At 59.1% G+C, this 24,304-nt stretch carries 18 protein-coding genes; 9 read left to right on the forward strand and 9 right to left on the reverse strand.

Translation table 11 applies throughout. From position 1 onward, the window contains the following. Positions 1-20 precede the first annotated feature (20 nt). Positions 21-1,139 carry an aminomethyltransferase family protein gene (locus HYPGJ_RS02915; RefSeq protein ID WP_046845741.1) on the forward strand — a complete coding sequence of 373 codons (1,119 nt, stop codon included), beginning with the start codon at positions 21-23 and terminating at the stop codon, positions 1,137-1,139. A 253-nt stretch (positions 1,140-1,392) separates the two neighbouring features. Then, positions 1,393-1,824 (forward strand): group II truncated hemoglobin, encoded by a 432-nt coding sequence (locus HYPGJ_RS02920; RefSeq protein WP_052750780.1) that lies wholly within the window; start codon positions 1,393-1,395, stop codon positions 1,822-1,824. A 115-nt stretch (positions 1,825-1,939) separates the two neighbouring features. Here the strand turns inward: HYPGJ_RS02920 and HYPGJ_RS02925 are convergent, their stop codons facing one another. Together HYPGJ_RS02925 and HYPGJ_RS02930 are read right to left on the reverse strand one after the other, a co-directional pair. Further along, positions 1,940-2,479 carry a VOC family protein gene (locus HYPGJ_RS02925; RefSeq protein ID WP_052750772.1) on the reverse strand — a complete coding sequence of 180 codons (540 nt, stop codon included), beginning with the start codon at positions 2,477-2,479 and terminating at the stop codon, positions 1,940-1,942. 83 nt (positions 2,480-2,562) lie between these two features. After that, on the reverse strand, positions 2,563-3,321 hold the full coding sequence (locus HYPGJ_RS02930; RefSeq protein ID WP_244465985.1) for a M23 family metallopeptidase: 759 nt from the start codon (positions 3,319-3,321) through the stop codon (positions 2,563-2,565). A 424-nt stretch (positions 3,322-3,745) separates the two neighbouring features. Between HYPGJ_RS02930 and HYPGJ_RS18920 the strand changes: the two genes are divergently transcribed. The 4 genes from HYPGJ_RS18920 (at position 3,746) to galE (ending at position 11,324) form a co-directional block, all read left to right on the forward strand. Then, on the forward strand, positions 3,746-4,471 hold the full coding sequence (locus tag HYPGJ_RS18920) for a 4'-phosphopantetheinyl transferase superfamily protein (RefSeq protein ID WP_143440476.1): 726 nt from the start codon (positions 3,746-3,748) through the stop codon (positions 4,469-4,471). Next, positions 4,425-8,516 (forward strand): Pls/PosA family non-ribosomal peptide synthetase, encoded by a 4,092-nt coding sequence (locus HYPGJ_RS02940; protein WP_244465986.1) that lies wholly within the window; start codon positions 4,425-4,427, stop codon positions 8,514-8,516. The genes HYPGJ_RS18920 and HYPGJ_RS02940 overlap by 47 nt, the downstream gene beginning before the upstream one ends. A 187-nt stretch (positions 8,517-8,703) precedes the next feature. Then, positions 8,704-10,203, forward strand: a complete 1,500-nt coding sequence (gene bcsS / locus HYPGJ_RS02945) for a cellulose biosynthesis protein BcsS (RefSeq protein ID WP_046845744.1) — start codon at positions 8,704-8,706, stop codon at positions 10,201-10,203. A gap of 125 nt (positions 10,204-10,328) precedes the next feature. Continuing rightward, positions 10,329-11,324 carry a UDP-glucose 4-epimerase GalE gene (galE, locus tag HYPGJ_RS02950; RefSeq protein ID WP_046845745.1) on the forward strand — a complete coding sequence of 332 codons (996 nt, stop codon included), beginning with the start codon at positions 10,329-10,331 and terminating at the stop codon, positions 11,322-11,324. A 54-nt stretch (positions 11,325-11,378) separates the two neighbouring features. Here galE and HYPGJ_RS02955 read toward each other — a convergent pair whose 3' ends face one another. Continuing rightward, entirely contained in the window at positions 11,379-13,382 is a 2,004-nt protein-coding gene (locus HYPGJ_RS02955) for a PhoX family phosphatase (protein WP_046845746.1), read from the reverse strand. Positions 13,383-13,586: 204 nt separating this feature from the next. On the opposite strand from HYPGJ_RS02955, the gene HYPGJ_RS02960 reads away from it, so the two are divergent. The 3 genes from HYPGJ_RS02960 to HYPGJ_RS02970 all read left to right on the forward strand — a co-directional run bounded on the left by HYPGJ_RS02960 (position 13,587) and on the right by HYPGJ_RS02970 (position 16,332). After that, on the forward strand, positions 13,587-15,212 hold the full coding sequence (locus HYPGJ_RS02960) for a bifunctional aminoglycoside phosphotransferase/ATP-binding protein (protein WP_244465987.1): 1,626 nt from the start codon (positions 13,587-13,589) through the stop codon (positions 15,210-15,212). A gap of 119 nt (positions 15,213-15,331) precedes the next feature. Next, positions 15,332-15,697, forward strand: a complete 366-nt coding sequence (locus HYPGJ_RS18625) for an HPF/RaiA family ribosome-associated protein (RefSeq protein WP_083984001.1) — start codon at positions 15,332-15,334, stop codon at positions 15,695-15,697. 92 nt (positions 15,698-15,789) lie between these two features. Further along, complete coding sequence (locus tag HYPGJ_RS02970) at positions 15,790-16,332, forward strand: flavin reductase family protein (protein WP_046845748.1); 543 nt, start codon at positions 15,790-15,792, stop codon at positions 16,330-16,332. A gap of 523 nt (positions 16,333-16,855) precedes the next feature. On the opposite strand, the gene HYPGJ_RS02975 is transcribed toward HYPGJ_RS02970, so the two are convergent. From HYPGJ_RS02975 to HYPGJ_RS03000, 6 genes are all read right to left on the reverse strand, one after another. Further along, on the reverse strand, positions 16,856-18,106 hold the full coding sequence (locus HYPGJ_RS02975; RefSeq protein ID WP_159108278.1) for a PAS domain-containing protein: 1,251 nt from the start codon (positions 18,104-18,106) through the stop codon (positions 16,856-16,858). A 281-nt stretch (positions 18,107-18,387) separates the two neighbouring features. Further along, a complete protein-coding gene (locus HYPGJ_RS02980; protein ID WP_046845750.1) occupies positions 18,388-19,359 on the reverse strand; it encodes a GDP-L-fucose synthase in 972 nt (323 codons plus the stop codon). Beyond that, on the reverse strand, positions 19,356-20,429 hold the full coding sequence (gmd, locus tag HYPGJ_RS02985; protein ID WP_046845751.1) for a GDP-mannose 4,6-dehydratase: 1,074 nt from the start codon (positions 20,427-20,429) through the stop codon (positions 19,356-19,358). Before gmd ends, HYPGJ_RS02980 begins: the two co-directional genes overlap by 4 nt. Before the next feature lie 199 nt (positions 20,430-20,628). Next, positions 20,629-22,332: a methyl-accepting chemotaxis protein gene (locus tag HYPGJ_RS02990; RefSeq protein ID WP_052750774.1), complete on the reverse strand. Its 1,704-nt coding sequence runs from the start codon at positions 22,330-22,332 to the stop codon at positions 20,629-20,631. A 231-nt stretch (positions 22,333-22,563) separates the two neighbouring features. Continuing rightward, positions 22,564-23,466 (reverse strand): bifunctional methylenetetrahydrofolate dehydrogenase/methenyltetrahydrofolate cyclohydrolase FolD, encoded by a 903-nt coding sequence (folD, locus tag HYPGJ_RS02995; RefSeq protein ID WP_046845752.1) that lies wholly within the window; start codon positions 23,464-23,466, stop codon positions 22,564-22,566. An 83-nt stretch (positions 23,467-23,549) separates the two neighbouring features. Further along, positions 23,550-24,304, reverse strand: a 755-nt coding sequence (locus tag HYPGJ_RS03000; protein ID WP_046845753.1) for a formate--tetrahydrofolate ligase, incomplete at its 5' end; no start/stop codon positions are given.

Genomic DNA, 24,304 nt, shown 5'->3' on the forward strand with positions numbered 1-24,304 from the left:
AAATTGCAAGAGGAAAGCTAATGTCTTTTTCGCGCCAATCGGCTCTTAACGATCGCCACAGGGCACTGGGCTCGGATCTTTCGACTGCCTGGAACGACATGCCGATCCCGCAGAATTATTCCACGAATCCCTATGACGAAACGGAGGCTGTCCGCAATCGCGCGGGTCTGTTCGACGTGTCGGGACTGAGATTGGTCAATGTCAGCGGACCGGACGCGCAGGCGTTTCTCAATCACCTTCTGACGACCGATATTTCGAAAACCAAGGCCGGCGATTCCCACATTAGCAACATCGTCAATGCCAACGGCGGACTGATCGACGACGTGCTGGTCTATGTCGATGGCCCGGACCAGTTCCGTGTCTCGCACGGCGGCGGCAGCTTCGAGGAAGCGGCGGAAGCCGCCAAGGGCGGTTTTAACGTCAAGGTGGAGCGCGATAACGACGTCCACATCCTATCGCTTCAAGGCCCGCTTGCACTCGAAACGTTGGCACCGCATACGCCGATGGACCTGGCCGGGCTCGGCTACTTCCGTCATCAGAAGACGACGCTGTTCGGAAAGCCGGTTTCGCTCGCGCGCGGCGGATATTCCGCAGAGCGCGGCTATGAGGTGTTCTGCTCGGCCGCGGACGCGCCGTTCCTCTGGGACTCGATTCTGAAAGCTGGCAAGGATGCTGGCATCGTTCCCGCTTCGTGGTCGTGCCTCGATATCATCCGGGTGGAAGGCGGACTGTTGTTTTTCCCGTTCGATATGACGAACGAGGATACGACGCCTTGGGAAGTGCGCGCCGACTGGACCATCGACTTGTCGAAGCCGGCCTTCGTCGGCAAAGATGCGCTTGCCGCCAAGAAAGGCAAAGAGCGTTCGTTCATCGCGGGCGTCGAAGTCGAAGCAGGAAAAGCGATCGAACCGGGTTCGAAGATCACGGCGAATGGCGAGCAAGTCGGCGTCGTCTGCAGCTCGACGTTCAGCCAGCACCTGATGAAGTCGCTGGTCATGGCGCAGATCAAGCCGGAATTCACGAAACTTGGGACCGAGCTGACGTTGCACGACGATAAGAATTACACGGGTACTGTGGTGCGCATGCCGTTTTACGATCCTATGCGCCTGCGAACCCATCCTCAATCGGAACGCGCATAAACCCTGTCATTCGGCATGTGCGCAAACTTGGCTAGGGGCAATTGCCTCTAGCCACTTTCATCCAAAGCGCCGGCGGCTTTTCTGAGCCATCAAATTTGCCGCCGGCGTAAATCTTTGACGGCCGTCAATGCGTCGCGACGAGGGTCGTCCAAAAGCAACCCAAGGATAGCTTGGCAAAAACAACAAGAGTCGTGTCGCACGCGTATTTATATCGCTATCCGATATGTTGGGATGGAATTGGAAGGAGAAGGCCATGGCGCAAGCTAACATTTATCAGCGCATCGGTGGGGCGCCGGGTTTGCGAAAGCTCGTTGAGACGTTCTACGACATCATCGAATTCGAGCCGCAGGGCAAACTCCTCAGCATTCTCCATCTTCGCGGCATGGGCATCGCGAATTCGCGCGAGGAGCAGTTCAATTTTCTGTCTGGATTCTTCGGCGGGCCGAAGCTCTACATCGAGAAACACGGTCATTCGGACGTGCGGGAAATGCATCGCCACGTCGAGGTCGGTCCTGCCGAGCGCGACTCCTGGCTGGAGTGCATGCAAACGGCAATCGAGCGACTGAATTACGATCGCGAGCTTGGCGACGAGCTGATGCGGCACTTCCGGATGGTGGCAAACGCTCTCGAGGTCGAGAACCGCACGAATGAGAAGAACAGGCAACTTCTGGCGGCCTGGAAATAGACGCACCGATTATCGCGGTCGAATTTGCAAAGAATTGAACTTCGACGCGGAGGCAAACTCTGCTGCTCCGCGCCGTAGGCTTGTCGCGAGGACGGTCGGCGATCGCTCGAAGCGATTATTGCGTCGGCGCTGTCGTTTTAACCGGAGAAAAGAGTCCGAAGGCATTGCCGTCGGGATCCTGCACGATTGCGATGCGTCCAATCTTTGTTGCATCCGCAGGCGCGCGCAAAATCTTGCCGCCCTTTTTCAGCGCTTCGCCAACTGCCGTGTCGACATCGGCGACCTGAATATACATGAGCCAGCCCGGCTTCGGATCGCTCGCGTCCTTGCCCTCATATTTCGTCATGCCCGCGGCTTCCGTCGAGCCAGCGGAAAACAGTGTGTAAGCTGGTTCGCCCGGCGCAGGCGCGCGTGTGTTGTCGTCGGCCGCGACGATCTTCGGCGTCCATCCGGCAACCGTTTGATAGAAGTCGCGGCTGCGGTCGGGATCGGAGGCGACGAGTTCGTTCCACCAGACGGTGCCGTTATCGGCATCGGTTGTCGCCTGCGGACTTTGCGCCGCCACCGGTAACGACATGGCGCCTGTCATCAGCGCGGCTGCCAAAATCGAAAATGCGGCGTTGCGGCTGCGCGATCTATTTACGTTGCTGCGCATGGGTGGCTCCTGCTCAAAACCGAGAACTCGACGGATTAAAGCAAGAGCGATGCCAACGCTTCGCACGAGCGTTAAGGCTGCGCTTATTTCGGTCGGCAAGCCAAAATGTAGGTGAAGCCCCGATATCGTTTGAAGTCGCGGCCCGCCTCGAACGGCGTGATGCGAACGCTTGTGCCATCCTTGGGCGGATCATTGATGCCAAGCATATAAAGGGGGTCGATCAGCTGGGCGGTTTCGTTCCACCATTCTGGGGCGTCGTAACGGTTTTTGCGCCAAACGAGATCATCGCTACCGACTTCCCAGACCTCCCAATGGACTTCGGGAAGATAAGATGACTGCTCGCCCGGACGACTGACGCGCGCAAGCTTTTGTCCGCGTTCAATCTTCTGTCCGACCTTCAAGTGCTTGATTTCGTCGAAGTTCAGGTGATCGAACTCCGAGTAGTAGTATTTCGAGCCGTTCGGCAAATTCACGTCGCGGCGATCGTGTTTCAAAAGAAGAGCGCCTTCCGAACCCCACTGCCAATTGGCTTCCCATACGGCGCGAACCGTTCCGGATGCTGGGGCGAGAATCCATTCTCCGAATTTTCCTGCGTCGATGCCGGAGTGAATCTCGTCCCGGCGCGATCCATCGATATCGATCCAGCTTGCGTAGAGCGACGTAATTGGAGAGCACTTGAAGTTCGACGGATAGACGGGTTTCAGACCTGTTTCCTTAATCCCGTAGCCTTTTTTCATGTCAGCCGTGTCGATTACCTCGGGTTCCGATTGCGCCGCATTCGGATTCAACGCCAAGAACGCGCCGACGCCGAAGACGGCGATCGTCGCTAATGCAAATTGCACGCCTCGATTTTGTTTGGATTTCGTCACGCGGGTCCCGTCTGGCACGCGATCGTCGCATCAAACTGCATGATGACGGCGAAGCGCACACGGTCTTTCACATATGCGCTCGATCAAATTTGGCCAGAGCATCAACGGTCAATCGTAAACGATATTTTCACTTTTAATCGCGCGCACGCAATTCGATTCAATTGCAAAGGTTGCCGACCGGTTAATTGGCACGCCTTTTTAAAGCAGATCGCAGTCGGCCCCATCCTGGTATCGAGGCTCTTCTGTGTATTGCGGCGAAATCATCTCCAAGAAATCGGCTTTTGCCGCGATTTTTAGTCGAATTGGATCGCTTTTCGGCGACGGCGTCGCGTCATCAGAAGCAACGTCGAGGGATGATCGACGCGCGCCGATTGAGGGACAAGAGGCCGTTCCAGGTGTGCGGATTTGGTACGTCGAACACAATCCCAATGCCAATCCGGAAGACGACAAGGCGTTTTTAACTAAAGCGGACTTCGCCGAATTCGCGGCGATCCGGCATTTGGAAACGCGCAAGCGGTCGCTCGTTGTTCGGGCTGCTTTGCGTCAAGCGCTGTCGGACAGTGTTGGCGGAAAGGTGACACCGGATGCGTGGTGCTTCGCACGCACGGAGAACGGTCAGCCGATCCTCGTGAACGGCGAAAACAACCTTAAATTCAACTGTTCGCATACGTCATTTATGTCCGTCATTGTGGTTTCTACCGTCGGCGATGTGGGGGTCGATATCGCTGACGCGTCGTTCGATTACGCCGACGATTGGCTCGGCGAAGTCATGTCGAAGCGTGAACTCAAGGCCCTTGCAAAGCTTACGGGGGGCAAGCGTGCGGATGCCGTTTCCCGGCTTTGGACACTCAAGGAAGCCTACGTGAAGATGCTTGGCACCGGAATTGCTGAGATCGCGGATGTCGCCTTCGATCTTGGTGACGATCGCCTTCTTTCGGGAAGTTCTCACGACTGGTTTCTGCAACCCGTTTTCAGGACTTGGATCGTCAACAGTCAGGGGCGTCGCTACTCCGTAGCGCTCGCGTCGGGTTCTTTCACTTCGATGCGGGCTCCATTGAGCCGCTGTTTGAGTGAGGATGCCCGTGGCTATTCAAGAGATCGATTTCCAGCTTTGGCAGGATGAGAGGCCTCGCGAGCCACGTCTTCTTCATCATCATTTCGAACAGCAGGCGCTGCTGCGACCCGATCACCCGGCCGTGGAGTTCGCCGGTCAGATCCTTACTTATGAAGAGCTCGATTGCGACGCGAACCAGATCGCTCACTTTCTGACTCAGATGGGTGTTGGCGTCGGTTCTCTGATCGGGCTCTGCCTGAAGAAGTCGCCCAGGCTTTACGCCGCCATGCTCGGCATTCTCAAGGCCGGTGCGGCTTACGTTCCGATTGACCCGAAATGGCCGATGGACCGCATTCGCGCCATCGCCGACGACGCGCAGCTGAAGTTCATGGTGTCGGAAGGCACCCTTGCTGACGGTTTCGAGGGCGAACTCGATGCGCCTTTGCTGCGTCTCGATACGGCGCATGATGACATTCTGGTTCAGCCGGTCGTTCCCGTGATCGATTTCGAGCAGGCGCTTACGCCCGCCGCGCTGAGCTACATCATTTACACGTCGGGTTCGACCGGGCGGCCGAAAGGCGTGATGATCGAACACCGCAACGCTTTGGCGTTCGTGAAGTCGCTCAAGACCGTTTATCGTGTCACCGATCACGACCGCGTCTATCAAGGTTTCTCGACGGCGTTCGACGCTTCGGTCGAGGAGATCTGGGCTGCATTCTCGCGTGGCGGCACGCTGGTCGTTCCGACCGAAGAGATTCAGCGTTCGCCGGCCGATGTTGCCGAGTTCCTCAACACGAATAACGTGACTTATTTTTCCACCGTTCCGACGATGCTGGCGATGATCGACCGGGATCTCGATACGGTGACGACGCTCGTGCTCGGCGGTGAAGCTTGCTCCAACGAATTGGTGACGCGTTGGGCCCGGCCGGGCCGGCGCATGCTCAATACGTATGGGCCAACGGAAGCGACGGTCGTTGCAACCTGGTCGGAATGCATCAGCGGCGAACCCGTTTCCATCGGCAAGGCACTTCCGGGATACTCAACCTACGTCCTCGATGAAAACTTGCAGCCGGTGGCGCCGGGAGAATGCGGTGAACTGTTCATCGGTGGGGCCGGTGTCGGCCGCGGCTACATGAACTCCGAGGCACTCACCTCGCAGCGCTTTATCGCCAACCCGTTCGAGCCGGAAAGGAAAGACCGGCTTTACAGAACGTTCGATCACGTGCGTCTCGGAGACGATGGAGCGCTGTATTTCCTCGGTCGTCTCGACGATCAGGTCAAAATTCGCGGTTTTCGTATCGAGCTGTCAGAAATCGAATCCGTCCTCATCGAAAATCCGGCGATCAAGGCAGCGGCGGTCGCCGTGACCGAGATCGGCGAGATGAAGCAGCTTGCTGCGTACATCGTCGTCAACGAACAGGTGGTCGATCTCGACCGGCAGGCGATCGGAGAAAATCTTCGCAATCGACTTCCACCCTACATGGTGCCGCAATATCTCGATGTGATCGAAGAACTGCCGATGATGTCGAGCGGCAAGGTCGATCGCAAGAGCTTGCCCAAGCCTCAGACGCTGCTGAACGGGCCGAGTGAAATCGTTTTGCCGGAAAGCGATCTCGAGAAGCGACTTGCAGCATCTTGGGCCACGGCGTTTCAGCTTTCCGAGGTCTCGGTGACGGCAGATTTCTTTCTCGACCTCGGCGGGCATTCGCTGCTCGCCTCGCAGGCCGTCAGTGTTGTCAGGGCCGCCGTGCCGGACGCGCCGATTTCCGTGCGCGATTTTTATGATCACCGCACGGTAAGGCAACTCGCGCGTGCTCTTGAAGCGCGCGGTTTCGGCGGGGCGGCGAGTTCCGATGACGCGGCCGTTCAGGTGAAGCCAGACAAGCAGTCCGGCGTGCTGATGCGCTGGACGGTTGCGACGCTGCAGGCCGTGAGCATTTTTGTCTATTACGGCATCGTCGCTGCGCCGCTGGCGTTTGTCGCCGTGATTGCGACGTCGGTAATCGACGGCGAAATTGCGTGGCCTCAGGCTGCGGCGATCATGACTGCGGTCGGCTTCGGAATTTGGCCGTGCGCGTTACTGTTCACCGTCGCGCTCAAATGGCTGGTCATTGGGCGCGTGAAGCCTGGGCGGTATCCGCTTTGGAGCTTCTATTATTTCCGTTGGTGGCTGGTGCAGTGCTTCCAGCCCCTCGGCTGGGCGGACATGTTTTCCGGCACGCCGCTGATGAGTCTTTACTGGCGCGCGATGGGCGCCAAGATCGGTCGCAACGTCACGCTTTCGACGGCGATTTGCGGTGCGTTCGATGCGGTAACGATCGGCGACGGCTCGAGTGTCGGGCTTGAAACGCAGATTTTGGGATATCGCGTCGAGGACGGGCATCTCGTCATTGCGCCCGTGGAAATCGGAGCGAACTGCTTTATCGGCATGCATTGCAATCTCGGGCTTGGCACGAGAATGGGGAACGGCGCGCGGCTCGACGATATGTCCGCGCTCAGCGATGGAACGGTGATGAAGGACGGCGAAGGCCGTCGCGGTTCGCCGGCACGGCCCGCCGATGTCGATGTGCCGTCGCGGCAAGCAGACTCGCGCAGAGGTGCGCGGTTCCTGTTCGGTCTCCTCCACCTCGCATCTATCTATGCGATGGGCTATTTTCTGCTCCTGACGCTTGCGCCGTCGATGGCGTTGATCCTTGGCGGTCTCTGGCTTGCGGGCCCGATGGGCGGCGCAATCGGTGCGTTCGCCGCCGTGCCGGTCGGCATTCTGACGTATGTCGGCTGCGCGGTTCTGCTGGTGCGCCTGCTGCCGCCGCTCGAAGCCGGAAGCATGTCGATCTACAGCGGAGCGTATCTCAAGCATTGGTTTGTCAGCTACCTGCTCGAGAACACCAAAACGATTTTGCAGCCGATCTATGGGACGATCTACTGCCCGTCGCTGCTGCGCGCGCTCGGGGCGAAGATCGGTGCAGGATCTGAGGTTTCGACGGTTTCGCACATCACGCCCAATCTCTTGGAAGTTGGCGAGAAAAGCTTTCTCGCGGATGCCTGCCTCGTCGGCGGCCAACGCATCAATGGCGGTACGGTTGAAGTTGGCAAAGTGAGCATCGGCGCGCGCAGCTTTATCGGTAACAGCGCGGTCGTTGCCGGCGGACATACGATCGGCAGCAATGCCTTGATCGGCGCGGCGTCGACTCCGCCAGCGCAGGTCAGAGATGTTCCGGACGACACGAAATGGTTCGGCGCTCCCGGATTTGCCCTGCCGCAGACTCAGCAGGAGACGTCGTTCGACGACAAGGAAATCTTTGCGCCGACACGTGGAGCGCTGGTCGCCCGCACGCTGACGGACACGGCGCGGGTTCTGCTGCCGGGAACAATTTTTGCGCTCGAAATGGTGACGTTCGCCACGCTGATTGTGCTCGCACACCGCGCGATGATGCCGACGTGGCTGCTCGTCCTCTTCGTGCCGCTGCTGGCGTCGGCGTTGGCGTTCGTGTCGATGCGGTTGTCGGCGCTTGTGAAAGCGGTATTCATTGGCCGCAATGCTCCGGTGACGAAGCCGCTCTGGTCGCGTTTCATCTGGAATAACGAGCTGGTCAATGGCGTTTATGAAACCGTCGCCGCGCCTGCGATGGCACCGTTGCTCGGCACGCCGTTTCTCGCCGCGTATCTGCGCTTGATGGGCTGCAAGGTCGGGAAATGGTGCTACCTCGGCACGACGCTGTTTTCGGAGTTCGACCTCGTCGAGATTGGCGACCGTGCCTGCCTGAATATCGGCTCGACCATTCAGACGCATCTGTTTGAGGATCGGGTGTTCAAGGCTGACGTCGTCAAAATCGGTGACGGTTGCAGCGTCGGCAACATGGCGGTCGTTCTCTACGGAACCGAAATGCGAGATCGCTCGAACCTCGGACCTCTATCGGTTCTCATGAAAGGTGAGATGCTGCCCGAGGCAAGCCGGTGGCATGGAACGCCGTGCGAGCCTGTGGCGCTGGTGAAGCCGCGTACGGCCGAAGCTGTCAAGCCGATATCCCCAGAATTGGATATGAATATACAGTTAAAACCTGAGCGGCGGCGTGTGAAAGACAGCGCGGGATCGCTACAGCCTGCGGCGTGACCGCAATAGCCGAAAAACTGTGACATGCGTGCCATTGCGCGTCGAGCTTTTCGGGCTTGACGCGCCCTTCGCCTCGACACCTTCAGGCGAATCACTCTGACTCAATTTTGAATTGAGACGCACAAGGAGCGCTGCCTTCCAGCCGGCGCAGTTGTGCAGGGTGTCAACGCCCTTTCGGAGTGGGTACATGAAACTCGTTTTGGGATCCCTATCGGCTGCAGCGCTGCTGTGCTCCATGGCAGGCACTGCGTACGCAGATGGTCCTTTCGGCTCCTTGAAGGATACGGCGCCGGTTATCGAGCAGCCGACCTGGTCGGGAGTCTACTTCGGTGCGGGCTGGGGCTACGGTCACAACCGCTCGAAGAATAACTATCGCGACAATAGTGGCGACCCCGATTCATCTTCATCACGCACCGAGCACGCGGACGGTGGATTGGTCTCGCTGCTTTACGGTGCGGACCGACAGATCGGCGACCGGTTCGTTGTCGGTATCTTCGGCGATATCGATCTTTCGGATATCACGCGCGGCAACCGCGATGAGCATAACGCGCTGGAGATCGACCGCGCCTGGGCGATCGGCGCACGTGCCGGCTTCCTCCTCAACAGCCGCACGCTGATCTTTGCCACCGCAGGCTATACGCAAGCGCATTTCGACAATGATGGCTGGTGGGACATCGATCCGCCTACGTCTCCGGGAACGACGCTGCGTGGCCGGGGCTCGCGCACGTTCGGGGGCTACTTCGTTGGCGGCGGCGTTGAATCGCGGCTGACCGACAACTTCTTCCTGCGTGGCGAAGTGCGGTACTCGGACTTCGCGGGACGCGTGACGAACTCAGGAAATTTTGAAGATGCGGACTACGTTGACTCGGAAGTTCCGTCGCTTCTGACGGCACGCGCATCGCTGGTCTACAAGCTCGGCCGTTCGGAGGTTCTGAACCCGGGCAGTGAAATCGATGATACGCAAGGTCCCAAGTACATCAGCTACGCGGGCGTCGAGGGTGCGAACCACGCCTGGGCTTTCTATACCGGTGCGCTCGCCAAGCTGAACGGCGGCTTCTACACCGACGGCTTTGTTCTGCGCTCGGAAGGCATCATCGCCGACTACGATTATCGGGCGACGGGCGGCGTGTTCACGCCTGATCCGGGTGCATCGGCGCCCGCCGGCACCAAGATCGATGCCAGAGACCGCTCTCTCGACGTGATGCTCGGTTATCAGTGGGTGCGGGACAGATGGAGCGCGACCGCCTATATCGGTTACGAAGTGCGCGACGTGCACCTGTCGCCGGATGATCTGAACAACGACGTTCGCGGCACGGACTCCGGCCTGAAGGTTGCCTTCGAACTCGAAACCGACGACACCAGCGACGATCGGTTCTACGGTTCGTTCGAAACCAGCTATTCGATGGCGTTCAATTCGTATTGGGCACAGGGCCGGCTCGGTTATAACTTCCAGAAGATGTTCGGTGCTGAAAGCGTCATCTTCGGACCGGAAGCCTCGGTTCTTGATGACGACGGCGACGTGGCAACGCGCGTCGGTGCGTTCACGACCTTGCGCTATAACGTGACGCCGAAAATTCCGATGCGCTTGACGTTCAATATCGGCAATCAGTTCGTCAACGACAGCGGCGAATCCCGTAGCGGTGGCGAAGGCCTCTACGGTGGTGGCATGGTCCGCTTCGACTACTGATGGCCGTCCGGCAGCAAGCTCCGGCTGCATGCCGACGATGATTTAAAGCGCTTCCGTTTCCCAACGGGGGCGCTTTTTCTTGTGCGATTATATTTTGAAATGCTTCGGAAGGTTGTTGCAACGTCATGAGCGTCTTGGTCACGGGCGGCGCCGGATACATCGGCAGCCATATGGTTCTCGAACTTCTGGATGCCGGCGAGAACGTTGTCGTCATCGACAACCTGTCGACGGGCTATCGCTGGGCCGTCGCGCCGGGTGCAGACCTCGTCGTGGCGGATATTGCAGACACCGACGTCGTTCGGCAAACAATCCGCGACCATGATGTGAACGCAATCATCCACTTCGCGGGATCGATCGTCGTGCCTGAGTCCGTTGCCGATCCGCTCGGCTACTATCTGAACAATACGGTCAAGTCGCGCGGGCTGATTGCGACGGCCGTGGAATGCGGCGTCAAAAATTTCATCTTCTCGTCGACGGCCGCCGTCTATGGCAATCCCAAGGAAAATCCTGTCACGGAAACGGCGGCGCTGTCGCCGATGTCGCCTTACGGATCGTCGAAGCTGATGACAGAAATCATGCTCGCGGATACGTCGCGTGCGCACGATTTTCGCTTCGTCGCGCTGCGCTATTTCAACGTCGCGGGCGCCGATTACAAAGGCCGCTCGGGACAGTCGACGCCGAAAGCGACGCATCTGATCAAGGTCGCGTGCGAGACTGCGGTCGGCAAGCGCGGCCAGATGGAAGTCTTCGGGACCGATTACCCGACGTCCGATGGAACGTGCGTTCGCGACTACATTCAGGTGAATGATCTGGCGGCCGCTCATCGGGCGGCACTGAAATATCTGCGCAGCGGCGGGGCGTCGGAGATTTTTAATTGCGGATATTCGAAGGGGTATTCGGTGCACGAGGTCATCGCGGCGGTGAAGCGCGCCTCGGGGAACGATTTCAAAGTCGTGCTGTCGCCGCGCCGGGCCGGCGATCCGGCGGCGATCGTTGCGGCATCGTCCAAGGTTCGCGACGCGCTCGGATGGACGCCTCAGCATGACAATCTCGATGAGATCGTGCTCCAGGCGCTGAACTGGGAGCGCGGCGTCGATCGCTTGAAAGCTTCGGCCACCTAGCAAAGCGTCGTTGTCGCTCAGGCATCGGCCTGGCGTTGTCGGCGCGGCTTCCCATCATGTTCCGATCTTGCCGCCGCCCTTGCGCGTGATGGCGACGACGGACGGACGCGCCGGCATGTCGGGTTTGAAGTCCGGCCAGCGCGTCGAAAGATCTTCGTAATACGAATAGCGGCCGAACTCAGGCCAATCCGGTCCGTCATCAGCGGGATGCTGAACGGCGACGAACGCCGTCGTGTCGTCGGGTGTGAAGCAAGGGCCGCACATTTCGGCGCCGTGCGGCACGCGGAAGAAGAGCTTCGACGTGGCGCGTGATGGTCCGTCGGTGTCGACGGCCCAAAGTCCGTCGGCGCGGCCGGTCGCCTTGGCATCGTTGCCATCGGTTGCGACCCACAACCGTCCTGCGGAATCGACGACTGCGTTGTCCGGCATACCGAACCAACCATTTTTGCTCGTCTCGGTGGAGAATGTCGCTCCGACCGCCGCGACGGACGGATCTCCGCACTTGAGCAGAATTTCCCAGCGGCCGTGCGTTGCTGCGTGGTCGCCGCCATCTTCGATGATTTCGATGATATGCCCGAAGGCATTTTCGGCGCGCGGGTTCGCGGCGTCGACCTCTTCCGGCTTTCGCTTCGTGTTGTTGGTCAGCATGATGTAGACGCGCCCGGTCGCGGCGTGGGGCGTGATGTCCTCGGGGCGATCCATTTTGGTAGCGCCGACAAGGTCCGCCGCGCGGCGCGTCTCGATCAGGATGTCGGCCTGATTGCTGAAACCGTTAGCTTCGGTGAGCGGTCCTTGCCCGAAAACAAGCGGTAGCCAGAGAACCGATCCGTCGGCCGAGAATTTCGCGACATGCAGCGTGCCCGCGTCGAGCAGTTCCATGTTCGCCGCGCGGTTCGTCGGATCGAAGCGGCCTGCGGTAACGAACTTGTAGACGTAATCGAAGCGCTCGTCGTCGCCGAGGTAAACCGCGACGCGGCCGTCTTTTGCAACGACGTTATCCGCGCCTTCGTGTTTGAAACGGCCGAGAGCGGTGCGCTTTTTCGGAACGGACTGTGGGTCGAACGGATCGACTTCGACGACCCAGCCGAAACGGTTGGCCTCGTTCGGCTCTTTGGAAAGATCGAACCGATCTTCGAAGCGGCCCCAGGCATAAGGCGCCGATGGAATGGAGAGGCGCTGATAGTTCGCCGTTTCGCGGTGGCCCTCCGGCAGCGCGCCGGAGAAGTAGCCGTGAATGTTTTCTTCGCCCGAGACGAAGGTTCCCCAAGGCGTCATCGCGCCGGAGCAATTGTTGAGTGTGCCGAGGACTTTGTGTCCGCTTGGATCAGCGTTTGTCTTGACGCGATCCGTACCGGACACCGGTCCGGAGAGATGGATTTCCGTCGCGGATGTGACGCGCCGGTTAAGGGGAGAGTCTTTTATCAAAGCCCATTTGCCGTCGATCTTTCGGATCTCTGCGATCGTCGCGCCGTGCGCCATCGCTTCGATGCTGAAGCGCTCGGGCGTCGCGGCGTGCATGCTGAGCTTGCCGTCTTTGATCTCGACGATGCCGGGAAACATCAGATGCGGATTGGTGTATTCGTGATTGACGAACAGCACGCCGTGCGATGACGGATCGGCCGCGTCGGGCATCGGCAGATAGCCGACGAAATCGTTGTTGTAGCCGAACTGCCGGGCCTGTGCTTCAGGCGTTTGCTGCGCCGGGTCGAAGCTTGGCGAGTCCGGAAAAAGCGCGTCGCCCCAGCGAAGGAGAACATCGGCGTCGTAGCCTTCGGCGACATGATGATGCGCGTCGACTCCGGCTTCGACTTCAATGAAGTGAAACGCGGACTGGCTGGTCTCCGCTTGGGTGGCTTCAGCGGCGGCCAATGCTTTCGCGCCGATCGTCGTCGAGATCGCCGATACCGCGAGCGCACCCAGCAGAATTTCACGCCGCGAAAAGCGCCGGCTGATAATCTCGCCCATAGTCGGGTTGCCGGACGTGTTGCGCGGCGGGGCGTCGGCGTGCTCCAGCATGCTGGCTGCAAAAGGCGATTCACGTCGTTCGTCGGCGCTCATGGCTTATCCTGACACGTCTGTTCGGGGACACCAGCCTAGAGGCCTCCCTTGACGGATTCGCGACAGGACTCAGCGGCAAAGAGGCTGGATCTGCGAGGAGGCGCGCTTCCAAACGCCGCGCGAATCCTGTGCTCATCGCTTGGCGCCGGGTGTTGCTATAGCGTGCTGGCTTACGAGATTGGATGTGCGGGAGATCGCATCCGCATGTCGAACGCGTTGCTGTTCGCCGGCCCATACCTCAATTCGAGCTGGCTCCGCGCCGCGAATGGAAGGAAACAGATGCGCATGGTGCTCGATCATGACCAGACCGCTATCGTCGATTTTCTGCGCAATACGCGGCCGAAGGGCACGGTGGAGTCGGATGTTGCGATCATCAGGACGCATATCTCTATTGTTCTGTTAATCGGTCCGCGCGCGTTCAAACTGAAGCGCGCCGTCAAGCTGCCTTACGTAGACTTTTCGACAGCGGAGCTTCGTCTTGCCGCGTGTCAGCGGGAAGTGGAACTCAATCGAAGAACCGCTCCGGCGATCTATCTCGGTGTTCGCCGCATCACGGCCGAGCCGGATGGCTCTCTCGCGCTCGATGGGAATGGTCCTCTTCTCGATGCTGTGGTCGAGATGCTGCGTTTCGACGAGAACATGTCATTTGAGCGGATGGCGAAGAGGCGCATGCTGACGCCTTCGCTGTTGACCGAGACTGCGAACGCGATTGCGCGCTTTCACGCCGTGGCCGAAGTCAGCCGAGGCAATTCCGGGGCCGCCATCATGGCCGATGTGCTCGCGCTCAATGCTGCGGCCTTCGCGACGACAGATGTTTTCCGAAGGGAGAACGTTGTCGGGCTCAATTCCGCGTTAGACGCCACGCTCGATCGCCATCGCGAACTTCTCGATCGTCGTGGGGCGGCGGGAAAGGTTCGGCGCTGTCACGGCGACCTGCATCTCGGCAATATCTGCCTCGTCGACAACACGCCAACGCTCTTCGATTGTATTGAATTCAACGATGCTATGGCGACGATCGACGTCTTGTATGACTTGGCTTTTCTGCTGATGGATCTTTGGCATATCGGTGAAAGCTCAGCAGCTAACCTGGTTTTCAACCGATACTTCGATCATGCGGATGAGGACGACGGCATTGCGCTGCTGCCGTTCTTCATGGCGGTCAGGGCTTCGATCCGCGCGCACGTTCTGGCGACGCAATGCCAAGGCCAGGGCTTGAACGATGAGGGTGTTGCGGCGCAGGCGAGACGGTATTTTGAACTCGCAGGGAGTTTGCTTGAGCCGCAGTCCGCGCGTCTCTTCGCAATTGGTGGTTTGAGTGGAACGGGAAAATCCACAATCGCTGCGATGATCGCCGATCGCATCGGCAATGCACCGGGCGCCCGCGTGCTTGCGAGCGATCGCATTCGCAAGCGGATGTTCCAAGTTTCAGCCGAGACCAGATTGCCGCCTGAGGCCTATCGCAGCGAAATATCGGAAAAAGTCTACGCAACCCAGTTGAGCGAAGCCGCAGCCATAGTCGCGACTGGGCATTCGGTCGTTGCGGAAGCGGTGTTTGATCGCGAGGAAGACCGCGTGCGCATCGCAGATTGTGCGCGCAAAGAAGGCGTTTCGTTCACCGGCATCTGGCTCGATGCGCCGACGGACGTTCTTCTCGAGCGTGTCGATGCGAGGCGCAATGACGTTTCCGACGCGACAACCGAAGTCGTGCGATTGCAGGCGATGCGTCAGCGAGAGCCGACGAGCTGGATCGAAATAGCCGCGCTCGGGGAGCCTTCGGAAATCGCAGCCCGTGTCATGCGAGCGATCGCGAGAGGAACTTCCGCGCGCTAGTGCGGGTAACGGCAGTGTCAAGCGCGGCTTATTTTATTGATACTTGTCAATGCTTGCGCCGGGCGTTGTTCTTCAATTTCGCATGTTAGCTAATCAAGCGAAGCAAGTGCAGGTGAAACATGCAGACGCCAGTCCAAATCAGTTTCGAGCATCTCGAACATAGCGGTGCCATCGAGCATCGCGTTCGCGAACAGCTTGAGAAGCTCGAGCAGTTCTGTGGGCGTCTGACAGCGGCTCGCGTTGTCGTCGCCCGCGAGCAGCGGCGCCATCACAAAGGCGACAATTACAGCGTTCGGCTGCTTCTCTCGGTGCCGGGTGCCGAAGATATCGCGATCACCCACAACACGACGGACACCGGCAGACACGAGGATATCCAAGTCGTCATTTCCGACGCTTTTGCCGCTGCCCGTCGGCGATTGCAGGACTTCGTCGGTAAGCGGCAACGGCGGGAGAAACTCGACGAGGCGGAACCCGGGCGCGATTGAGGCCTTTGTCGTAACGGTTGCAAGGAGCCTTATTGGTTGGCGGCAGCTGAGATGGCGAAGATGACTATGGAGGTTCTGGGAGAAGGTCTGGCATGGAGGAAATGAAGTTGAGCCGGGCCTTCACGTTGATCGAGCCGGGCCCGGTTGTGCTCGTCACGACGCGGGATCGCGGTAAAAACAACATCATGACCATCTCCTGGACGATGGTGATGGATTTTACGCCCAAGTTTGCGCTGACGACCGGCAGCTGGAACTATTCTTTTGCTGCTCTGCGAAAGACCAAAGAGTGTGTGATCGCCATTCCCACCGTTGACCTGCTCGATCGGGTCGTGGGCGTTGGCACATGCTCGGGAGAAGATACCGACAAGTTCGCGAAGTTCGGGTTTACGGCGGTCGACGGGAAATTCGTCAAAGCGCCGCTGCTTGCGGAATGCCTCGCGAATATTGAATGCAAGGTCATCGATTTCGTGCCGAAGCATGACATTGTCGTGCTCGAGGCCGTCGCGGCCTATATCGACACCAAACGAAAGGAGACGCGCATGCTGCACGCGGTCGGCGACGGTACTTTCGTCACCGACGGGCGCAAGTATGACCGCCGGGAAATGATGGCAGCCAAACTTCCGGCGGGTCTTTGAGAACCAACCAGCCCATTCAGGTGTTTGCATCTCGATCGGTCAACGGTTCGCAGCTCTGTCGCCATAGAGTTGCCGGCGTTTCGGCGACAAGCTTCATCGCCTTCAACGACTTGTTACCGCGGGCATTCTTGAACCATTAGCCGGGCTGACGGAGTTAAAGCAGTCATCTAATATGCGGTTCATCGGTTTATGACGGCAGGATCATTACGACCCACTGAGACGTAAAGCGATCGGGGTTGCCCATGTCCGATATTCAGACACCTGGCGCAACATGCTGCACGTGCTGCGGCAGGGGGTTCGTTTTTCGCGGGGGTACGATGCAGCACGCGACCAGCCGCACTCCGTGTCATAGCTTGATTTCGCGTGTCTATGATTTCTGTCCGGAATGTCTGGGCACCGGTGTGACAATTCCGCGTGCCATACAGCGCACGCCCTGGGAGTTGGCGTTCGAAATCGTCGTTTCAAAATAAGATCATCGCAAGCGTGTGCGCATTTCTTGCGAGTGTTTGGCGATTCCGCGCGACTAGGTCAGCGTGTCCAGCTCGACGACGGTCTCACGAATGCGATCGTTCAACTTTGCAATGTCTTCCAGGCCGCGGGTCAAAGTTTGTTGGCCCTGTTCGAGGTCGGCGATCAGATCGGAAAAAATTCCGTTACTCAGACCGACGCTTTCAACCTTGCCCATCACGCGCACGGCGATCAGTCCGGAGAGAAGACGTTTCATTTCGCTGGTCAGATCGAAGAAGTGTCCGATGCGCGACTTGATCAGATCGAACTTCGCAGCAGCGCGCGCTTTGTAGTCGTCAGTCTGCTGGCGAAGGCGTTTTGCTTCCTCGCTCGTCGCGTCTCTGTCATCGCAGACTTCCTGATCAAAGAGGCTCGCCATTTCGTCCTGCAGCCGTGCAGTGCAGGCGAGGAACAGGCCTTCATTGACACCTGAAAACACTTCTTTTGACGCCGTTTCCAAGTGTTGGAGGTTGTTCACGATCGCCTTGGAAATATGGTCGTAGTTCGAGGAGATTTCGGCGATCGCGCGCCCTTTGTCTCCCAACCGTAAGGCCTGTATCCGCAGGTTGGTCGGCGTGTGATTGAATGTCGATATCATCGTGAGCATGCGATCCGTCGTCTCAAGCAACGTGTCGGCCGCGCTCACCAGATTATCGAACAGATCTATCGGCCGCCAAGCCGGTCGCCCCATTGCTGCATTCCGCTCGCGCATCTCGCGGCTTAGGGCAGCCGTCATGAAGGCCGGGTAGTCGCGGAAACCGCTGGCGCGCAAACTATGCACGAGCGCTGCCGCGCTATCGGCCGGCTTTATGGCGCTGGCGATCTCGCTTCGCCGGACGGACTTGTAAAGTGTCGATGCGGCAGCGAAGAGGTCGCTGCTCGGTTTGAGGCGCACCGACAGGTAGCCGCCCTCAATCGGGGTTACGACCGCATATACCCAATAGTAATTGCCGTTCTTGGCTCTGTTCTTGACGTAGGCGCCGACGGGATTCCCGGCGCGGATCTGCTCCCACAAGACGAAGAAGACGGCTCGCGGCATATCGGGATGGCGGATGATGTTGTGCGGACGGTCCATCATCTCCGCCCAGGGGTATTCGCTCACGCGTTGGAAAACCGCGTTTCCGGATTGAATGCGCCCGCGCGACTCGGTGCGCGAAAAGAACAGCTCACTAAGTTCGAACGGGGATTCGGTCTCAGCTGTTTTTAAGGAGTACTCCGAAGGCCTGCAGACGTCGCCATCGACCGGCGCTTCAGACGATGGAATCATGCGCGGAGTCTCCATGAGCGATCGAGCGTGCTCTATCAGGGCGGTTTGTGAGGCGTACGCATTAAAAATCGCTATACGATACAACGTGATACGAGAAATCCGGCTTTATCGGCGTTTTACGGATGGGGCCCTTCCGAGGGGGGGTACGCGCTGCCGTCAATATTTGTATAGCTGGGCGTTGCTCCGTATGCGCACCATGACCCATGTCAATCTGAGCCATTGCGGCATGGCGGTGCGCCTCGGCAGCCACGCTCGTCACGTTGGGCAAGCTATTCGTTGGATCAGACGGTGAGGCGGGACGTTGTTTCGTTTGCCGCGAACCACCGATAAGCGTCGACGAGCCCATCCCGCAAGCCGTAGCGGGGCCACCAGCCCGTTGCTGTCAATTTCGAGACGTCGAGCAACTTTCGTGGCGTTCCGTCGGGCTTGTTCGGATCTGTAGCGATTGTTCCGGTGAATCCGACGACGTCGCAAATGAGCTTGGCGACGTCCATGATGGTTAGGTCTTCGCCGGTCCCGACGTTGACGTGCTCCATTCCGGAGTAGACTTTCATCAGGTGGACGAGGGCGCTCGCGGCATCATCGACGTGCAGGAATTCGCGCCGTGGTGTGCCGGTTCCCCAGATCGTGATTTCGGAATGGCCAGCTCGTTTTGCTTCATGCGCCTTGCGGAGCAAAGCGGGGATGACATGGCTGGATGTGAGATCGTAACTATCGCCCGGTCCATACAAGTTGGTCGGCATCGCGGCGATGAAGTCCGATCCGTATTGTCGGCGATAAGCCTGGCACAATTTGAGCCCGGCGATTTTGGCGATCGCGTACGCTTCGTTGGTCGGCTCTAGGCTGCCGGTCAGAAGCGCATTTTCAGGAATGGGCTGCGGCGCGAGCTTCGGATAGATGCAGGACGATCCAAGATACAGAAGCTTTTCGACGCCCGTTCGAAAAGCGGCTTCGATTACGTTCATCTCGATCGCGAGATTGTCATAGAGGAAGTCGGCGGGCTTGCTGTCGTTCGCCAGAATGCCTCCGACTTTGGCGGCGGCGAGAAATACGACGTCGGGTTTTTCGGCGTTGAACCAGGCTCTGACCTGGGTCTGCTCGCGAAGGTCGAGGCGCTCGCGACCGACCGTCAGGATTGTGCAATCCTGATGAGCAAGCTGACGGACGATCGCGGATCCAACCATGCCGCGATGACCGCAGACGAAGACGCGCTTGTTTTTCAGATCGAAGGACATGGCCTTGCTATAGCTCATTCGGCGAGCGTGTTGCGCCAGCTCTCACGATCAAGAAGCTGAATGTCGGCCGCAACCATTTCCTTCACGAGTTCGGAAAACGTCGTTTTGTGGTGCCAGCCGAGTTCGTTCCTCGCCTTCGTTGGGTCGCCAAGCAGAACGTCGACCTCGGTCGGGCGGAAGTATCTTGGATCGATGCGGATCAGTTCGTCGCCGGTTTTTGTGTCAGTGCCGACTTCGTCAACACCCGCGCCGGCCCAGTCGATGGTTTTTCCGATTTCCGCGAATGCTAATTCAACGAAGTCGCGAACCGCGTGGGTTTCGCCGGTTGCGAGCACGTAATCGCCGGGCTGATCGCTCTGAACGATTTTCCACATGCCCTCGACGTAGTCCTTGGCATGCCCCCAGTCGCGCTTGGCATCCAGATTGCCGAGATAAAGTGTCGATTGCAGTCCGGCGCCGATCCTTGCCACGGCCCGCGTAATTTTGCGCGTGACGAACGTTTCGCCGCGCATCGGGCTTTCGTGATTGAAGAGAATGCCGTTCGATGCGTGCATTCCGTAGGCTTCGCGATAATTGACGGCGATCCAATACGCGTAAAGCTTCGCCACGCCGTACGGCGAGCGCGGATAAAACGGCGTCGATTCCTTTTGCGGCGTTTCCTGTACCTTGCCGTAAAGCTCGGACGTCGAAGCCTGATAGAAGCGAACGGAATTCTCGAGTTTTAGAATTCTGATGGCTTCGAGAAAGCGCAAGACGCCGACGGCATCGGAGTTGGCGGTATATTCCGGCGTCTCGAAGCTGACCTGAACGTGGCTTTGCGCCGCCAGATTATAAATTTCGTCAGGCTGAATTTCCTGCACCAGCCGAATGACGTTGGTCGCGTCCGTGAGGTCTCCGTAGTGCATGAAGAACGATACGCCGTCTTCGTGCGGGTCCTGATAGATTTCGTCGACGCGCTGCGTGTTGAACGATGACGACCGCCGTTTAATCCCATGCACCACGTAGCCCTTATCGAGCAGCAGCCGTGCAAGGTACGCTCCGTCCTGGCCGGTCACCCCCGAGATCAAAGCCGTTTTCTTTTTGGTCATGCCTGCCCCGCCCGCATCGGGCGATCGCACTTCCGACGGCCCCGCGCGGGCAAGCAGATACCCTATTTCTATCTTTAAGGGCAACCATCTCGATGCAACAACCTGTGGGCGAAGGTGCCGACTTTGGGGTGACCGACAATGCGGCCGGTGCTCCAGGCCATGCTGACAGCGAAAGCTCGGCTCGCAGCTGGTCGTTCGATCAGCCGGGCTGGCTCTGCTCGATCCATGCGCTGAGTTCGGCTTCGCCTAGAAGGTTGCCCGGTTCGTCGCGATAGCAATGCGTTCCGTCGTGCACCCGGCCCTGCCATTGCTGTTCGATTTGGTTACAGCGTGTACTGGCGCGGAAGCTCCTGATGAAGGCGTTGACGCTTTTGAGAAGCGACGCGCTCGCCGAGCTCGCCGCGACTGCGACGGTATAATAGTAGAGCTTGCTCGCGAGATTGCCCGGCAAGATTTCGATTTTTCCGAACCATGGGCTCGCCGGATTGGAGCAAGCCCAGTGGTAGATCGGCAAATCCACGCAGAAGCCGTCGACCTTTCCTTCGGCAAGGCAATCGTGGATGCGGCCCTGATCGGAATAGGCGACGAGATTGGCGAGCGAAATTTTTCGCCCGGGCTTGTCCTTGTTGGCGGACCAGCGAACGCCGTATGTATCGAGGACTTCGAACGCGCCGGGGTCGTTGATGATGCCGAGGACTTTTCCGTCGAGGTCATCGAGCTTGCGAATTCGCATATCGCCGACGCGGCGTGCGAGGACGAACGGCAGGTACGTGTACGTCTCGGAATATGCAACTTGGCGATAAGCCGCGTTCGGCGGCAGCGCGCTCCAAATCACATCGACGGGTGGTTCGCCCTGTTTGATGCCGACGTGCAGCAGACCTGTCAACGCATCCCACGGATACTCGACGAACTCGCACGTTACGCCGATCGATTGCGCATAGGCGCGGGCATAATCGACGTCGAGGCCCATCAGCGGCTCGCGCGGGCGGCGCCGGAACGACAATCCAACGAAGCCCGGTTCCACGCCGACGCGCAGCACGCCACGCCGTTTTATTTGTTCGAGGCGGTCCGTTGCGGGCGAGAGCTTCCATCGTCGCGCCACGTCCAGCAGTGGCTCGTGGGCATCTTCGGCGTTGGCCGTTGCCGACGCGACGTCGTCCAGTTCCTGTAGCGCCCAGCCGAGGCGTGCGCGAAGGCGGCTGCCGGCGGTTCGCTGCATATCGACAAGTTCGTCGATAACTTTGTTATTGTCCGCAACGTCGGCAAGATTGCTCGTCATCTCGTTGATCGTCGCCGAGACGCGTCCAAGCGAGTCATCGCTCGACTGCCGGACCGACGTCACCGCGGACTGAAACTCGTGCGCGGCTTTATCGATCTGGGCTTCGACGTCGGCGAAGTTCAGCAGAACTTCGGCCTCCTTCGCGTGGTCCATCGTCGTTTCCGCGAGCCGGCCGACTTCGTTCGCAACGACGGCAAATCCGCGCCCCGCGTCGCCTGCACGAGCGGCCTCGATCCGCGCGTTGATCGAAAGGATTTTGATCTGGTGGCCGATCTCCACGATCGTTGCCAGAATCCTTTTCGTATCCTCGGATTTCCTGGAAATGATTTCCGTCAGCGCACTGAAATCGCGATCGAGGGCCTCGGATATGTTCCGGAGAGCATCGCGCGTTTCAGTCTGAATGTTCGTTGCGTTCGCGCTGCACGTCTCCAAGCCCATGTTCGCCGCCCTGAGGGACTCGGCAAGGCTACTGGTGCGCTGGTTCGTTTCCTCGACGAGCCGATTTTGTGTTTCGGCGGCGTCGAGTGTCTGGGCCGCCAGATGTCCGCATTGGGCGGCGGCTTCGTGAAGGATGACGACGGGAGCGGAGAGGGATTCACGTGCATTGGAGCGTCTGCCGGTCATTCTCGCCTCGCTAGCTGCTAAGCCGAATGCACGATGACGACATCAGACGAGTCTATCGTCGGCCAAGAAATGCAAACCCACGACAATAAAGGGAGAAATGGCCGGGGAAGAAATTCCCCGGCAAGTTGGACTCGTGGGTCAAAATGGGAGGAACCACTAGGACCTGAAAGCTAGTGTATGCGATCGATTATCAAGAAGAACTAATTTTTATCGCCGATAACATATTTTTATTCAGTCGATAAGCGCCGCGCCGACGGCGCCCGGGATCGCGTTGGGACGGCCCGCGCAGGAGCGTTCGGCAGAGCTTATTGTGTTCACGAGGAGCATCGTCACGGTCATCGGACCGACGCCACCCGGCACCGGTGTAATCTTCGATGCCCGGCGGCTCACGGCTTCGAAATCGCAGTCGCCGACGAGCTGGCCGTTGGGGAGGCGGTTGATGCCGACGTCGATCACGACAGCGCCGGATTTCACCATCGGTCCAGTGATGAGGTTCGGGCAGCCGGCGGCGACGATAAGGATGTCGGCAAGGATGGTGAACTGCGCCAGGTCGCGCGTCTTGGCGTGGCAGACAGAAACGGTCGCTTCGCGGTTCATCAGCATGAGCGCCATCGGCTTACCGACGATGTTGCTTGCCCCGACGACGACGGCATTGCGTCCGGCGATCTCGACGCCGGAGTTGTCGAGCATCAGCATGACGCCATAAGGCGTGCAGGGCGGGAACACGGTGCCGCCGACGACAAGACCGCCGACGTTATAGAGATGAAAGCCATCGACGTCTTTTTCCTGATCGATGGCGCCGAGGACTTCCTGCAGATCGAAGTGCTTGGGCAGCGGCAGCTGCACGAGGATGCCGTGAATTTTCGGATCGGCGCTCAGCTCGCGGATCTTATCGATCACAACGCTTTGTTTCTCGTCTCGAGAAAACAAGAACTTGTGTGATTGAATGCCGACGTCGGCGCAGGCCTGAATTTTTTTGCGGACGTAGACGGCCGATGCGGGGTCATCGCCGACCATGAGGACGGCGAGCCCGGGCACCACGCCGTGTCGAGCCTGGAGTTCGTCAGTGCGCTCACGGCACTGCCACCGCACTTTTGCGGCTACGGATTTTCCATCGATAATCGTTGCGGTCATCAGAGCTCACTTGATTGCTTAAAATGGGTTGTCCGCCCCTGCGCTGGGCAAGGGCGGACCGGCGATTGTGGAACCGATATCGATCAGAACAGGCCCTGGATGAGGCCCTTGTCGTCGAGGCGGATGTTGTCGGCGGAGGGGACCTTCGGCAGGCCGGGCATGGTCATGATCTCGCCCGTCACGACGACGATGAACTCGGCGCCGGCCGCGAGACGCAGTTCGCGGATCGGCACGATGTGGCCGGTCGGCGCGCCGCGCTTGTTCGGATCGGTCGAGAACGAATACTGCGTCTTCGCCATGCAGACCGGGAAGTGTCCGAAGCCCGCCGCTTCGAAGTCCTTGAACTGCGTCTCGACGCTCGCGTCGCAGGAGATGTCGGCGGCACGATAGATTTCCGTCGCGATCGTCTTCACCTTGTCGCGCAGGCTCATCTCGGAGGGGTAGAGCGGCTTGAATTTCGCCTTGCCCTCGTCGATGACCTTGACGACGTGATGCGCCAAGTCTTCCGTGCCCTTGCCGCCGTCCGACCAGTGCGTGCACGAGAACGCGCGCGTGCCCATGCTTTCCGCCGCCTTCTGGATTTCGGCGACCTCGGCGTCGGTGTCGGTGATGAACTTATTGACCGCGACGACGGCCGGAACGCCGAACTTGTTGACGTTCTCGATGTGGCGCTTGAGGTTCTCGCAGCCCTTGATGACGGCTTCGACGTTCTCGCTCTTCAAGTTGTCCTTGGCGACGCCGCCGTGCATCTTCAGCGCGCGCACCGTCGCGACGATGACGACCGCCGACGGCGCGAGGCCGGCCTTGCGGCACTTGATGTCGAAGAACTTCTCGGCTC

The organism is Hyphomicrobium sp. GJ21, from assembly GCF_001006785.1.
Taxonomy (GTDB): Bacteria; Pseudomonadota; Alphaproteobacteria; order Rhizobiales; family Hyphomicrobiaceae; genus Hyphomicrobium_B.

What these genes read in the sequence shown, in the direction of transcription:
- HYPGJ_RS02980 (WP_046845750.1), bottom strand. Translation starts at nt 19,359, where the DNA reads ATGAGCTATAGCAAGGCCATGTCCTTCGATCTGAAAAACAAGCGCGTC.
- HYPGJ_RS02975 (WP_159108278.1), bottom strand. Translation starts at nt 18,106, where the DNA reads ATGATTCCATCGTCTGAAGCGCCGGTCGATGGCGACGTCTGCAGGCCT.
- HYPGJ_RS02920 (WP_052750780.1), top strand. Translation starts at nt 1,393, where the DNA reads ATGGCGCAAGCTAACATTTATCAGCGCATCGGTGGGGCGCCGGGTTTG.
- HYPGJ_RS02960 (WP_244465987.1), top strand. Translation starts at nt 13,587, where the DNA reads ATGTCGAACGCGTTGCTGTTCGCCGGCCCATACCTCAATTCGAGCTGG.
- HYPGJ_RS02955 (WP_046845746.1), bottom strand. Translation starts at nt 13,382, where the DNA reads ATGAGCGCCGACGAACGACGTGAATCGCCTTTTGCAGCCAGCATGCTG.
- bcsS (WP_046845744.1), top strand. Translation starts at nt 8,704, where the DNA reads ATGAAACTCGTTTTGGGATCCCTATCGGCTGCAGCGCTGCTGTGCTCC.
- galE (WP_046845745.1), top strand. Translation starts at nt 10,329, where the DNA reads ATGAGCGTCTTGGTCACGGGCGGCGCCGGATACATCGGCAGCCATATG.
- HYPGJ_RS02970 (WP_046845748.1), top strand. Translation starts at nt 15,790, where the DNA reads ATGGAGGAAATGAAGTTGAGCCGGGCCTTCACGTTGATCGAGCCGGGC.
- folD (WP_046845752.1), bottom strand. Translation starts at nt 23,466, where the DNA reads ATGACCGCAACGATTATCGATGGAAAATCCGTAGCCGCAAAAGTGCGG.
- HYPGJ_RS18625 (WP_083984001.1), top strand. Translation starts at nt 15,332, where the DNA reads ATGCAGACGCCAGTCCAAATCAGTTTCGAGCATCTCGAACATAGCGGT.
- HYPGJ_RS02925 (WP_052750772.1), bottom strand. Translation starts at nt 2,479, where the DNA reads ATGCGCAGCAACGTAAATAGATCGCGCAGCCGCAACGCCGCATTTTCG.
- HYPGJ_RS02940 (WP_244465986.1), top strand. Translation starts at nt 4,425, where the DNA reads ATGCCCGTGGCTATTCAAGAGATCGATTTCCAGCTTTGGCAGGATGAG.
- HYPGJ_RS02915 (WP_046845741.1), top strand. Translation starts at nt 21, where the DNA reads ATGTCTTTTTCGCGCCAATCGGCTCTTAACGATCGCCACAGGGCACTG.
- gmd (WP_046845751.1), bottom strand. Translation starts at nt 20,429, where the DNA reads ATGACCAAAAAGAAAACGGCTTTGATCTCGGGGGTGACCGGCCAGGAC.
- HYPGJ_RS02990 (WP_052750774.1), bottom strand. Translation starts at nt 22,332, where the DNA reads ATGACCGGCAGACGCTCCAATGCACGTGAATCCCTCTCCGCTCCCGTC.